Annotated in this window: 16 protein-coding genes; 8 read left to right on the top strand and 8 right to left on the bottom strand. The window is 56.0% G+C overall.

Features of this window, described 5'->3' with window-relative positions:
* The first annotated feature begins 36 nt into the window (after nt 1–36).
* Entirely contained in the window at nt 37–573 is a 537-nt protein-coding gene (gene dcd / locus AC5FXY_RS04325) for a dCTP deaminase (RefSeq protein ID WP_493555409.1), read from the top strand.
* 185 nt (nt 574–758) lie between these two features.
* A complete protein-coding gene (locus AC5FXY_RS04320; RefSeq protein WP_493555408.1) occupies nt 759–1,268 on the top strand; it encodes a DUF4890 domain-containing protein in 510 nt (169 codons plus the stop codon).
* A gap of 77 nt (nt 1,269–1,345) precedes the next feature.
* On the opposite strand, the gene gldC is transcribed toward AC5FXY_RS04320, so the two are convergent.
* On the bottom strand, nt 1,346–1,684 hold the full coding sequence (gene gldC / locus AC5FXY_RS04315) for a gliding motility protein GldC (protein ID WP_493555407.1): 339 nt from the start codon (nt 1,682–1,684) through the stop codon (nt 1,346–1,348).
* A gap of 138 nt (nt 1,685–1,822) precedes the next feature.
* A complete protein-coding gene (gene dnaN / locus AC5FXY_RS04310; RefSeq protein ID WP_493555406.1) occupies nt 1,823–2,947 on the bottom strand; it encodes a DNA polymerase III subunit beta in 1,125 nt (374 codons plus the stop codon).
* 334 nt (nt 2,948–3,281) lie between these two features.
* Here dnaN and AC5FXY_RS04305 point away from each other — a divergent pair, with 334 nt between their 5' ends.
* The 3 genes from AC5FXY_RS04305 (at nt 3,282) to AC5FXY_RS04295 (ending at nt 5,255) form a co-directional block, all read left to right on the top strand.
* The gene (locus tag AC5FXY_RS04305) at nt 3,282–3,725 is read left to right on the top strand and encodes a BLUF domain-containing protein (RefSeq protein ID WP_493555405.1); all 444 of its coding nucleotides are present in this window, start codon (nt 3,282–3,284) and stop codon (nt 3,723–3,725) included.
* Between the two features lie 263 nt (nt 3,726–3,988).
* Complete coding sequence (locus AC5FXY_RS04300; RefSeq protein WP_493555404.1) at nt 3,989–4,315, top strand: cyclic-phosphate processing receiver domain-containing protein; 327 nt, start codon at nt 3,989–3,991, stop codon at nt 4,313–4,315.
* A gap of 289 nt (nt 4,316–4,604) precedes the next feature.
* Complete coding sequence (locus tag AC5FXY_RS04295; protein ID WP_493555403.1) at nt 4,605–5,255, top strand: hypothetical protein; 651 nt, start codon at nt 4,605–4,607, stop codon at nt 5,253–5,255.
* Nucleotides 5,256–5,328: 73 nt separating this feature from the next.
* Here the strand turns inward: AC5FXY_RS04295 and gldG are convergent, their stop codons facing one another.
* The 5 genes from gldG to AC5FXY_RS04270 all read right to left on the bottom strand — a co-directional run bounded on the left by gldG (nt 5,329) and on the right by AC5FXY_RS04270 (nt 9,816).
* The gene (gene gldG, locus AC5FXY_RS04290) at nt 5,329–7,074 is read right to left on the bottom strand and encodes a gliding motility-associated ABC transporter substrate-binding protein GldG (RefSeq protein ID WP_493555402.1); all 1,746 of its coding nucleotides are present in this window, start codon (nt 7,072–7,074) and stop codon (nt 5,329–5,331) included.
* 17 nt (nt 7,075–7,091) lie between these two features.
* Complete coding sequence (gldF, locus tag AC5FXY_RS04285) at nt 7,092–7,817, bottom strand: gliding motility-associated ABC transporter permease subunit GldF (RefSeq protein ID WP_493555401.1); 726 nt, start codon at nt 7,815–7,817, stop codon at nt 7,092–7,094.
* A 113-nt stretch (nt 7,818–7,930) separates the two neighbouring features.
* The gene (gene gldA / locus AC5FXY_RS04280) at nt 7,931–8,857 is read right to left on the bottom strand and encodes a gliding motility-associated ABC transporter ATP-binding subunit GldA (protein ID WP_493555400.1); all 927 of its coding nucleotides are present in this window, start codon (nt 8,855–8,857) and stop codon (nt 7,931–7,933) included.
* 56 nt (nt 8,858–8,913) lie between these two features.
* A complete protein-coding gene (locus AC5FXY_RS04275) occupies nt 8,914–9,111 on the bottom strand; it encodes a hypothetical protein (protein WP_493555399.1) in 198 nt (65 codons plus the stop codon).
* A gap of 6 nt (nt 9,112–9,117) precedes the next feature.
* Nucleotides 9,118–9,816, bottom strand: coding sequence for an SDR family oxidoreductase (locus AC5FXY_RS04270; protein WP_493555398.1), 699 nt, complete (start codon nt 9,814–9,816; stop codon nt 9,118–9,120).
* A gap of 111 nt (nt 9,817–9,927) precedes the next feature.
* On the opposite strand from AC5FXY_RS04270, the gene AC5FXY_RS04265 reads away from it, so the two are divergent.
* Together AC5FXY_RS04265 and AC5FXY_RS04260 are read left to right on the top strand one after the other, a co-directional pair.
* On the top strand, nt 9,928–10,626 hold the full coding sequence (locus AC5FXY_RS04265; protein WP_493555397.1) for a head GIN domain-containing protein: 699 nt from the start codon (nt 9,928–9,930) through the stop codon (nt 10,624–10,626).
* A gap of 35 nt (nt 10,627–10,661) precedes the next feature.
* On the top strand, nt 10,662–11,105 hold the full coding sequence (locus AC5FXY_RS04260; protein ID WP_493555396.1) for a hypothetical protein: 444 nt from the start codon (nt 10,662–10,664) through the stop codon (nt 11,103–11,105).
* 15 nt (nt 11,106–11,120) lie between these two features.
* Here AC5FXY_RS04260 and AC5FXY_RS04255 read toward each other — a convergent pair whose 3' ends face one another.
* Nucleotides 11,121–11,834 carry an SDR family oxidoreductase gene (locus AC5FXY_RS04255; RefSeq protein WP_493555395.1) on the bottom strand — a complete coding sequence of 238 codons (714 nt, stop codon included), beginning with the start codon at nt 11,832–11,834 and terminating at the stop codon, nt 11,121–11,123.
* Nucleotides 11,835–11,931: 97 nt separating this feature from the next.
* On the opposite strand from AC5FXY_RS04255, the gene AC5FXY_RS04250 reads away from it, so the two are divergent.
* Nucleotides 11,932–12,663 carry an MlaE family ABC transporter permease gene (locus tag AC5FXY_RS04250; protein WP_493555394.1) on the top strand — a complete coding sequence of 244 codons (732 nt, stop codon included), beginning with the start codon at nt 11,932–11,934 and terminating at the stop codon, nt 12,661–12,663.
* The last annotated feature ends 49 nt before the right edge of the window (nt 12,664–12,712 follow it).

Here is a 12,712-nt window from a genome sequence, read left to right as displayed (position 1 = left end):
AACGGGCCGCCCTCCGGCGGCCCTTAGCTTTTTTTCATGATTCTCACCGACGAGCAAATTCTTGCCGAGATGGAACGCGGCACCATCGTAATAGAGCCGTACAACCGCGCCTGCCTCGGCACCAATTCCTACGACGTGCACTTGGGCCGCTACCTGGCCACCTACCGCGACCATATCCTCGACGCCCGCAAACACAACGAAATCGACGTGTTTGAAATACCCGAGGAGGGCTTCGTGCTGACTCCTGAGACTCTATATCTCGGCGTGACGGAAGAATACACCGAGACCCACGCCCACGTGCCCTTTCTGGAAGGCAAAAGCTCCGTGGGTCGCTTGGGCATTGATATTCACGCCACTGCTGGCAAAGGCGATGTAGGCTTCTCTAACACCTGGACGCTGGAAATTTCCGTTACCCAACCCGTGCGCATCTACCGCGGAATGCCCATCGGACAGCTCATCTACTTCACAGTGGAAGGTGCCATTCAGAACTACTACAACCGCAAGCCCAACGCGAAGTACAACGCCCGCACCGACAAGCCAGTGGAATCGATGATGTGGATGAATAAATTCTAATTGGCTGAAAGCTCGAGATTTGAGTAGGCTTTTTCGTCTACCAGCAGCCACTTGCTCGCTTCTTGCCTTCAGCTAATTTAGTCGAACTGCTTGGCATACTTTTTCGTTAACATAGCACGTTGGTTGCTTCAGCAACTTCGATTTTGTTTCAGTGGCTTCGGCCCTCAACGATACTTGCCATGACAATGAAAAAGAAAATTGCAACGGCTGTGCTGGCGACGGGAGTGGCCCTGGGTGCTTACGCACAACAACCAGCCGCCAAGCAACAAGCTTCCGTTGATAAGAAGAACCCTGTAGTTCAACAACGCGCTGCTCGGCTTTCCGATCAGATGGCCAGAGAGTTGCGCTTGAATAACTTTCAGACGACCCGACTGCGCTCCATCAATGAGGACAAAGTGGCCAAAATGGCCGCCATCGAAAGCCAGTACGCTGGCAACGATAAGCTCATCGATGAACAATGCGTAGGGGTGTGCCGCGAGCGTGACCAGGAACTGCGTACCATCCTGACCACCGATCAGTACAGCGACTATTACGGCCGGCGCACGGCTTATTATAAGTTCGATAAGGACTACGCCGCGCAAGCCTCCAACATCATGCTCGTAAAGTCGGTGCAGAACCCGCTGCCGGCTAGTTCCAAAGGCGCTACCATCACTCAGACCAAAGAGGATAACAAGCCTTCATCGGGTACCCGATAGCCTGGCATATTCAACATAAAAAAGCCTGCCTAGCAATTGCTGGGCAGGCTTTTTTGTACGTTAGCCTTAGTGGCAGCTTACTTTTGGTTTTTTTCTTCCTGTTCCACGTGCTGGGCTAGTTCCCGCCCCACGGCGCGAAGCTTCGCGCCCATGAATTCATCGTTGGTAGCGGCCACTATGCTCTCGGCCAAAGAGCCAATCATGTCCACGTAAAAGCGCTTCATCTCGTCTACGGGCATGTCCTTAGTCCACAGGTCAATCTTCATGGTGCCGGTTTGTTCCCGGTCCCAAATGCTGATGTTCATGGCCTTGGCGAAGTGGATATCGGCGCCGGCATCGGTTGCGCTCCAGCTGATAGCCTCGGGAATTTTTTGATCATCGAGGGCGATGCTGAAGCGGATTTCGGATTTTTTCATCGGTTTGAATGGTCAAGTGGTTGACTGGCTGGATGGCTGACCCTTCAGGTCCGTCCAACCCAAAAGTCGATGGATAAATAAGCGAAATGGCCGGCCGCGTGAACGACCAGCCATTTAACCCTTTAGCCATCAGGCAATTTAGACGTAGTTATTGAGCATCACTGGCATTACCAGCATAAGGATGTTCTCGTTGTCCTCGGCCAGCGTGGGCATCAGTAGACCAGCCCGATTGGGGGTGCTCAGTTCCAGCGTGATTTCCTCCGAGTCGATGTTAGAGAGCATCTCGATCAGGAAGCGGGCGTTGAAGCCAATTTCCATGTCTTCGCCGTCGTACTGGCACGGCAGCTTCTCGTTGGCTTCGTTGGAGAAGTCCAGGTCTTCAGCCGAAATGGTCAGTTCGGAACCAGCCAAGCGCAAGCGCACCTGGTGCGTGGTCTTGTTGGAATAGATGGCGATGCGCTTCACCGAATTCAGCAGCTGACCGCGGTCGATGATGAGCTTGTTCGGGTTCGATACCGGAATTACGTTCTCATAGTCGGGGTACCGCTCATCGATGAGGCGGCACACGAGGCGCATCTGGTTAAACGAGAAGAAGGCGTTCGACTGGTTGAACTCCATGCGTACCGGCGTGGCCTCAGATGGCAACGCGCCTTTCAGCAGATTGAAGGCTTTGCGCGGGATGATCAGGTTAGCGGTTTGGCCGGCGGCTACGTCCTGACGGCGGTAGCGCAGCAGGCGGTGCCCGTCGGTAGCCACGAAGGTCGCTTGGTTATCAGCCAGCTGCACCAGAATACCGGTCATGGCGGGGCGCAGCTCGTCGGTGCTCACCGCGAAGATGGTCTTGTTGATAGCACGCTGCAGCGACGAAGATGGAATCTCGACCGGAGCCGAACCTTTCACCACCGGCACGCGGGGAAAGTCGGTAGCGTTTTCGCCGGCGAGCTTGTAGCGGCCGTTGGCCGAGCTGATTTCGATGCCGTACGTTTCCTCGTCGATAGTGAAGGTGACGGGCTGATCGGGCAGGTTCTTAAGTGTATCGAGCAGGATGCGGGCCGGAGCGGCAATGCGGCCGCTTTCGCGGGCTTCCACTGGCAGCTCCGTAATCATGCTGGTTTCCAGATCGGAAGCCGTGATGGTCAGTTTCCCGTTCTCAATTTCGAAGAGAAAGTTCTCGAGAATGGGCACCACGGGATTGTTCGTGACGACGCCGTTGATGCTCTGGAGCTGCTTGAGCAGCGCCGAAGACGAAACGATGAACTTCATAAAGACGGGTTGGGAAGTAGGGCTTTCTGTAGAAAGCAAAGATAGGAAGCCGGGCGGGAGTTTCTAGCGTCGCAAAAAGCCCTTTTCTACGCAGCTACGTGTTTCAAGGTGGCACCTGCTGACCTCGTAGGATTGAGCAGGCTTCCAAAAAAGCAGTTCCGTTGTTACGAAGCATGGCTTTCCCTGGCTTAGCTCAGCAAGAAGCATTTGACCTTTCCACCAGTTAAACACCGGCAACGGCCAAGCATAGAATTTATTTAATCAACTGTATACTTTTTTTTCTATACTCGTATAAGCGTTGCCGCGTGCTTTTTTCCTTCTCTTTCCTTCTTCAATGATTCGCTCCTCTCTCTACCATTTGGTGTACCAGAGTTCGGTGACCCATCCACTAAGCGAACAGGAACTGCAAGCATTGCTCGCCCAATCCCGCGACTGGAACTCCAGACACGGCCTCACCGGAGTACTCCTTTATAGTGATGGCGACATCCTGCAAGTACTCGAAGGCTCTACCGACGAAGTGCAGTACATCTTTGCCCGCATCAAGCAGGATTGTCGGCACAAAAACGTCACCAAGCTAGCTGACGGTGCCATTGAGGAACGCAACTTCTCGGATTGGTCAATGGGCTTCATTGCTATCAATCCCGACGATTATCAGCACCTGACTGGTTACCTAAATCCGTTGAGTCCTGACTATTTGCGAACCTATTCGGAAAACAGCAACGAATCGATGCACGCTATGCTAAGCACTTTTGTGCGCACCGAGCCTATTCGCTTATAACCTGCAAGCCCTCTTTCAAAATTCAGCGTCTTGGCAGGAGCAAAAAGCTTTACCAAGAGGCTGGATTGCGCTTTATGCCCACCCGCTTTAAAGGCGAACGACGCGTGCTTGGCACTCCATTACAATTCCGTTCCGACTCACAACAGGTGCGGTAGGGGCCGTATTGCAGAACTCGAAAGGAAGGCCAAGTGCTGAAGGAGTTTGTTGGACCAGTAGCCCAATAGCCACCGACCGTACCTTAGAAGCTTCTAAGCTCCTTCCACATGTCACTTCCTTACAAGCTTTACCTCGACGACTTGCGTACGCCCCGCAGTAGCGGCTGGGTGGTTGTGCGCAGCTTCGAGGAGTTTGTGGCCACCATCGAGCAGCTAGGCATGCCAGAGGAAATCTCCTTCGACCACGACCTGGGTTGGGACGAAGCCTACAACTGCGAGCGAAAAAGCGGCTACGACTGCGCCAAGTGGTTGGTGGAGCAGGAGATATTGGTAAAGCGCTTCAACGTGCACTCGGCTAATCCCGTGGGGGCGGAGAATATCCAGGCGCTGCTGGGGAATTATGCGCGGTTTAGGGAGAGCAGCTCGGCCGTTTGAATAAGGTGGCACGGCCATTCTTCCAGGGTGGTGGCCTAGGCGCCACTTCTACATTATGGCTACGCACAAATCGCGTCGCGCTAAACTTGTGCATATCAGACAGTACCCCCGCCCCGGTGTTAGCCATGCAAGCTGAATGAGCAACGTTTTGCTAACTGAGGCCTCTGGGTGCCACCCGTTGGCCGCTTATCTTTGAGGCCTCAACATCCCAGCTATTTATCTCGGTGGATAGTTAGTGGTTTTGACCTGCAAGAAGCTCTTTTCCACGTCACTCTCCTATTCCTGTATTATGCGCCTACGCGTCGGCATCCCCATTAGTATATTCGGTTTGCTGGGTCTCTTCCTATCAGTGCCCAGTTCTGCACAACAATTCAAGCCCGGCAGAATTCAGTTACTCGATGGCCCTGTACAGTTGGGCAAAATTGCTTGCAAAGAAGGTTCGAAAGTAAAGGTACGTTTGGATGCATCCGGCAAAACTGAAACCTACGAACCATCTCAGGTCAAGTATTTTGTCGCAGGGCGCGACTCATTTGTGGTGCTTAGTGACTTCAACCTGTATGGCCCGCAACGTGTGGCGGAAGCATTTGTTAAAGTATGTGCCCAAGGCGAAGGGCTAGACCTTTACCAATACGTGTCAGGGAGTGATAGTCCCACCCATATGCGTACTTATGCTTCCGGTGAAATGACCATGGCCGGAGGTGGCACTGACTATACATCGTATTACCTGTTACGCCGAACTAGCGATAAAGCCTTTCAACCCTTAATCCAAGGTACTAACGTGGAAACCGTTCGAGGAATCCTGCTGCCGCTGATCCAAGACGTGGAAGAAGTGCGTCAATATGTTGCCAACCCTATCAATATCGGGCTGTACGAGCAGCTTCCCAGCATTATTAAACTTTATGCTCGCAAGAAAGCAGAGGCTCAGAAGTCAGGGTCATAATGACGACTACCCTCCCCCTAATCGCACCCATATAAAAGGAAAAGCCCCTCGTATGAGGGGCTTTTTCATGTTACTATTCTACAGTGAACGACGCGTACTTGCGTTTCCGCATCCAAGCACGTACCAGCCCAAATGCGGCCAGCAGTACCAACGGAACGCCGATGTTCAACAGTTGCCACTGGCGCTTTTCGGCGTTGATCTTCACCTTATCGAGCGGGCGCAGCGTGATTTGCTTGCCGCGCACGGCTATCAGGCCAGTTTCATCCAACAAATAATCGACGGCGTTCTGCACCAGTTCACGGTTGGCAAACTCGGTGGTGGCGAGGCGGTCGTAGCCCAAGCGCAGGGGGCGGTTGGTTTTCGGATCGACGTCGTTGCGGATAAAGTCCCCATCGGAAATGACCAGAACCTTGCTGGGCCGGGCCTGCGGGCTTTGGGCGGGTTGAAACTGGTTGGTGCCGGGCTTGGTGCGGTTGGCAAATAACGAGCGGAACTGTCCCTCTAGCAGGTAGCCTACAGGCCGGGGGCCGCTGGTGTAGAGCTTGGGGTCTGGTGGCAAACGCGCATCGTTCAGGTTGATGGGTACCGGGGCGGGCAGCACGCGGGTGTAGCGCGAGGTAAACATCAGCGGCGTTTTGCGGATGCCCTGGGCCTTCACTGTATCGATGGTGCTGACAAATTTCAGGTACACCGCATCGAGGTTGCGCGTAATCGGGTGCGGGCTGAAGCTGTTCACGATGGGATAAAACTGCCAGGGCATAGGCTCAACCGTGGGCTTGTTGCCAGTGACGCCGGTCACGAGCGGAATCAGACCCGAGTTGATATCCAGAATCAGGTCACCGTTGACGCGGGCGCCGTAGGTGAACAGCAGGTCCGTCAGGTTCAGATCGACGGGAAATGAGAGCATGCCGCCGCGGTTGGCGCTGTCAAGATTGACGCGCATGGCATCCACAAAAAACAGTGCCCGACCGCCTTCGGTGATGAACTTGTCCAGCTTATACTTCTCGTCCTCCGTGTAGGCCCGTTCAGGCTTTGCCACGATGACCGCCGACAGGGCTTTCATGTTCTGGTCGGTGACCTTGTTCAGGTCGATGCGGTACACGTTGTGGTCGCGCTGCAGCGTGCCGATCAGGTCAGCGATGCGCAGGTTGTCGGGTTCATTATGCCCTTCCACGATGCCGATGAGCTGGCGCTTGGTGGGCTCTAGCCGGCGAATGGTGCTGGCCAGCTCGTACTCCAGCCCTTCGATGCTTTGGTTGAGGCGCACATCGGGCGGGGCGGCTTGGTTGCCGCGCAGCAGCAGCACATTTTCCTCACGATTACCCACGGTAATCGTGGCCCAGGGGAAGATTATTTTCTCTACCCGCTTGCCTTGCTCGTTGGCGCCAAGGTTAGTGGGGCGCAGGCCTTTCTGGATCAGGCGCTGGTACTCCTTGTTGCGGTCGGCTTCGGAGCTAGCCGCCGAGGGGTCGACGAACACGTAGCGCAGCTTGGAACCAGCGTGAATCTGCATTTCATCCAGCGTCTCGCGGGTAGCCTGCGACAGCCGCCGGAAGGCGGGCGGAAAGTCGCCGGCCAGGTACACCGTCACCGTTACTGGTTCGGGCATGGTCGAGAGCAGCTGCTTGGTAGCCGGCGACATGCTGTAGCGCTTGTCTTCGGTCAGATCAAGGCGAAAAAAGAACTGCTGGGCAACAAAGTTCAGGACGATGAGGCCGAGAATGACGAGGCCAAAGCGCAGCAAATCGCGCTGCTTGCGCGAGGCAGGGGCAGCGGCGGGAGCAACGGGGGCGGGCGTGGCGGCGGGAGTAGTTTCCATGCGTCAGGAGGTCCGGATTACCAGTTGCGGCTTTGGAGCACGAGGCGGGTGGCGAGCAACATGCCCGCTACCACGGAAAAGAAATACAGCAGGTCGCGCGAGTCGACGAGCCCTTTGCTCAGGTCGCGGTAGTGTGCCGCAATACCCAGTTGGCTGATGTAGTAAGCCAAGCCGCCTTCAAAAAGCGAGGCCAGTGAATCGAAGCCGGAATACACCAGAAAGCAGCCGACCACCGCCACGAGGAAAGCAATAATCTGGTCGCGGGTGAGGGCCGAGGCCAGCACACCAATGGCGGCAAACACCGCCGCCAGCAAAGCCAGGCCGATGAGCGAGCCGGCAAAAGCCGCAGAATCAATGTTGCCGACCGGGCTACCCAGCTGGTACACGGAATAGTAGTAGAGCAGCGTGGGCACCAACGCCAGCAAGGCCAGCAGCAGACACGCCAGATACTTCCCTCCCACCAACTGTCCGTCGGTGAGCGGGCGGGTGAGCAGCAACTCGATGGTGCCGGCCTTTTTCTCCTCCGCAAACGTGCGCATGGTGATGGCCGGAATCAGGAACAGGAAAATCCACGGCGCGAGGTTAAACAGCGTCTGCAGGTCGGCAAAACCGTAGTCGAGCACCGAGCTGTCGGGGAAGACCCATACGAACAGGCCTGCGGCTACCAAAAAAACGCCCAGCACCACGTAGGCTACCGGCGAGTTCAGGAAGGCGTTAAATTCTTTGCGAAGGACGGCGAACATGAACCGCTGATTTGTTGCTTGCGCGTATCAATTGAGGCCGTCATGCTGAGCTTGTCGAAGCACCTTTACCGGAGAAGCGGTAGAGATGCTTCGACAAGCTCAGCATGACGTTCTTATTTCTCTGCTTTTTTGGACGTCGTCAGCTGCTGAAACACTTGCTCCAGAGACTGTTCTTCCTGCCTTAGCCCCAGCAGCAGCCAGCCTTGCTGAGCTGCCAACTGCGAAATGGCACGGCGCTGGTCGCCTTTGGCCTCGGTGCGAATCAGCCAAACGCCACCTGCACCCTGCTCCACCGACTTCACGCCGGGCAGCTGCCGCAGCGGCGCCGGATCGATCTGACCTTCAAACTCGGCCCGAACAATCGTCTCTCCTTTAGCCAACGCACCCAGTTCACGCACCGGTGAATCGGCTACGAGCTGCCCGCGGCTGATGATTACCACCCGGTCGCAGAGAGCCTGCACCTCTGGCAGGATGTGAGTACTGAAGATGACCGTTTTGTCCTGCCCCAGCTCGCGGATGAGCGTGCGGATTTCGCCGATCTGGTTCGGGTCAAGGCCAGTGGTAGGCTCGTCGAGGATGAGCACCTGCGGATCGTGCACCAACGCCTGCGCCAGTCCTACGCGCTGGCGGTAACCTTTGGAAAGCGCCCCGATTTGCTTGTTTTGCTCCCGTGTAAGGCCCACACGCCCGACCAGCTCCTTTACCCGCTGCCGCAGCGTGCCACCCGACAACCCATGCACCCGCCCGATAAAATCAAGGTATTCGTGCACGTACATATCGAGGTAGAGCGGGTTGTGCTCAGGCAGGTAGCCCACGCGCCGGCGTACTTCCAGGGGATGATCCACTACGTCGAAATCAGCCACGCGCACCGAGCCGCTGCTGGGCGGCAGGTAGCCGGTAGCTATTTTCATGGTGGTCGATTTGCCGGCGCCGTTCGGGCCCAGGAAGCCCAGAATTTCGCCCCGACCAGCCGTGAAGCTGATGTCGTTGACGGCGGCCTGTGGGCCGTAGAGCTTGGTTAAATGTTGGATTTCAACCATAGAGGGGGCGAAAATACGGCGTTAGTTGCGCATTGCATGCACGAGCTTTTCGGGAGTTACTTCTGGTGCAGGGTAGCCTCCCCTATCCATGATGCCACCAGCGGCACGATTACCCATAATCCCAGTAGCACCATCCACGCCGCTGCCAGCAGCACAAACAGTGCCTTCACCCGCCTTCGTGCCGGGCGGGCCAGCCGCCACTGCCGGAGCGTGTACCACAGCAGCGGCACGGAAGTGAGCCAAATCCACAGCATCGACGTTTAGCCTTTCTTGGGCTGCAAAGGCCGCATTTCGATGTCAACGACGTGGTAGTTGAACGGCGTCTGGATGGCGTGCAGAATGGAGCTGGCTATATCCTGCGGCTGCATCATATGCTCGTTGGCATTGGTACCGGGGATGTCGTCGAAGAAGTTAGTCTGCGTGGAGCCGGGGTAAATGCAGGTAACCTTGATACCGTGCTGGCGCACTTCCTTGAACAAAGAATGCGAAAAACCGCGCACAGCATACTTAGTGGCACAGTAGCCAGCCATCATTTCGACGCCGTTTAGGCCCGCAATGGATGAGATATTGATGATGTGCCCAAGCTGCTGCCGGCGCATCTGTGGCAACACGGCTTTGGTGCAATAGAACAGCCCGTGCACGTTGGTGTCGAACATGGTGTGCCAGTCGTCGGAGCTAAAGCCATCCACGGCGCCCGCAATGCCCAGACCAGCGTTGTTGACGAGCACATGCACTTCTTTTCCTAGCTCGCGCTGGGTGTTGATAAAGGCTTCTTTCACCGATACTTCATCCCGAACATCACACTCGAAAAACTGAAACCGTTCGTGCTTGAATTGTTCGGGCGCGCGCCGGCCCCACCCGGCTACAATTGCTCCATGTTCGATGAGCAACTGGGCCGTGGCTAGCCCGATTCCTTTGCTGACGCCCGTGACAATGGCTACCTTGCCGTTCAGATCCATAGCTTCTTGGTGGAAAACGTGTTGATGAACCGGTTTTTTAACGGCGCGCAAACTAATCGACGGCCGCAGCTAAGGGCATACGCAGCCCACGTCCTGCTGTTGGCCAGCGCCTTGTCATTACTTGGCTGCCGCAAAGACCAAGAGCTGGATTGCTTTAAGAGCAGCGGCAAAGTAGAAACCGAGCGGCGCGAACTAGCCCCCTTTCACGTGCTCTACCTCTACGATAATGTGGAAGTGACCATCGTGCAGGACTCTGAGACGTATGCCGAAGTGCGTACCGGCCGAAACCTGCAGGAGGATCTGAAACTGGAGGTAGAAGACGGTACGCTCACCATCCGGAACAGCAGCCGCTGCAACTGGGTGCGTAGCTACAAAGTACCGCGGCAGGTAACGTTGCACGTGCCACGCATTACCGATGTCTTCCACATCGGTGAGAAAACCCTGCGTACCGAAGGCGTATTTCGGCAAGACACGATCTTTCTGCACCTCTCCCGCGCCGGTGATATTGAGTTCAACGTCGACAGTAAGTACCTCAGCGTAGATCAGTACGAACTGGGTGACATGCGCCTCTCCGGCCGCACCAAAGAATTTCGGGCAGTAGTGGGTGACCTAGGCAGCCTATACGCGCAGGAAATGCGGGCTGAGCAAGCCTATCTCCATCTGGACCGCCTCGGCGACGGCAATGCTCGTGTGTGGGTCAGCGACTTTCTGGGAGCCGACGTGGATGGAGCTGGCACCTTGTATTACAGCGGCGCACCCGCCGTGCGGGATATCCGTATAGGCGGAAGGGGTCGGGCCGTAGCTGAGTAGCGCGCCGCTGCGGCCGCTGCTAATCACTGCCCGTTATGGATTTCGACCTGTTTGTATCCCAGCCCATCCAGCTGGTGCTGCCGGCGCTTGGTGCTGTTGGAATCGTGTTACTGTTCATGCATAGCCGCCTGCGACGCAGCCTGCTGTTTAGTTTACCAGTGTTGGCAGCTTTGCTGCTCACCAACGCGGGTGTGCTGTTCCGTGTAATGCACTGGCCCGGCAGCACCCTGCTGCTGGCGGTGGCAGGGGTGCTGCTGGGCGGCTCGTATGCCGTGTGGTTTGTGCGCAAATCATCCAAAAAGCTACTAGACTGGCTGAAGCTGATCTGGCTAGCGGCCATAGCCTTCACTTTATTTTGGCTGGCTTTTTACTGGCCGGGCACGCGTTATTTGGCCGCGCTGGTTACCGTGGCCTTTTGGGCCATGCTGCTGGATTTCTTCTACGTAACGTATCTGCGCCGGCGGGCCGTTTTGCCTTAGCGCAACCGGCAGTAGCTAAATGTCGCCCAGCTGCGGCCGAAGCAATATTTCTTCCACTACCGTCTGCGGCGACAGGTGCCAAGTGCCGTACACGGCTTCGGCTACGTCTTCGGGTTTCATAAAGCGAGCAGCGGGTAGCTCCACTCCTTCCCAGCTGGCTGTGAGCGTAGCGCCGGGAATCACGGCAGTTACGCGCACATTGGTGTGCTTTAGCTCCTCGCGCAGGTTCTTGGTGAAGCCGTACAAAGCAAATTTGGCCACGCCGTAAGCCCCGCCATTTGGATAGGCCGTTATGCTAGCCGTGGAGCACATGTTGAAAATATGGGCCGCCGGCTGTTCAATAATCTGGGGTAACAAGCCCCGAGTCACGTCGTAGGCGCTAAGCAGATTTACGGCCAGCATGTCGCGCAGCGTGGAGCCGTCGGCAGCATCATCCTGCAGGCGTCCGGGAATAAAGGAACCGGTATTGTTCACGAGCACATCTACGGGGCACTCCAGCCCAAGCACGAAATCAACGAAGCGGCGGCACTCGTTGGGCTTGCTCAAATCAGCGGGCAAGGCCTGAAACGCCACTTGTGGATGCTGTTCTGCTAAGGCCTTGCGCATCGCTTCCAGGTCGTCGGCGGAGCGGGCACAGGTTACTAGTTGAAAGTCGTCTTGCGCAAAACGCTCCAAAATAGCCCGGCCAATTCCTTTTGTGCCGCCCGTTACCACGATTGTTTTCTTCATAAGCCGTAAGATTGTTTGCCGGTTCGTACGTATGTGTGCCGGTGAGGGTCTGTCCGCCGCTGGCCCCGCCTTGTTTTCTCTCTCGACAACCTATTCTATGGTCCAAGTTTTCGGCCAGTTCCTGCTGTTCATGCAGAGCATGTTAGTCCGCTCCGAGCGCCCTCGGGTGCTCTGGAATCGTACCATCGATGAAGCCGTGCTCATCGGTACCGATTCGGTGTTTATCGTCAGCATTGTGGCGGCTTTTATCGGGGCCGTAACCTGCGTGCAAATTGCTTATAATCTGACGAACCCGCTCATCCCCAATTCTACTATTGGCTTTATGGTGCGCGAAATGACCATTCTGGAACTCGCCCCTACCATCACCAGTATTGTGTTGGCCGGCAAAGTAGGCTCCAGCATTGCGGGCGGGCTCGGCACCATGCGCATCACCGAGCAGGTTGATGCGTTGGAAGTTATGGGCATCAATTCAGCCAACTACTTGGTCCTGCCACGCATCCTGGGTGCCATCATCACCTTTCCGCTGCTGGTGATTCTGGCCATGGTACTTTCTATTTTGGGTGGCTACCTCGCAGGTACGCTTTCCAACGCCATGACGGGGCAAGAATACATTGAGGGCATCCGTTCTGACTTTGTGCCCTACAACATCCTGTTTGCCCTTATCAAGTCGGTGGTGTTTGCCTTCCTTGTGTCGGCCATCTCCTCCTACCGCGGCTACTTCACCGAAGGTGGAGCTTTGGAAGTGGGCGCCAGCAGCACCACTGCAGTAACCCACTCCATCATTGCCATCTTGGTAGGCGACTTCGTGCTGGCATACACCCTTTTGTAAAGGCGAAATTGTGAAGTGGTGAATTCCGACATGGGCCCGCATCGATGCG

It is taken from the genome of Hymenobacter sp. FMD4 (assembly GCF_058932745.1).
Note: the sequence above shows the minus strand (reverse complement) of the source record. Positions and strands in the feature narration are given on the sequence as shown.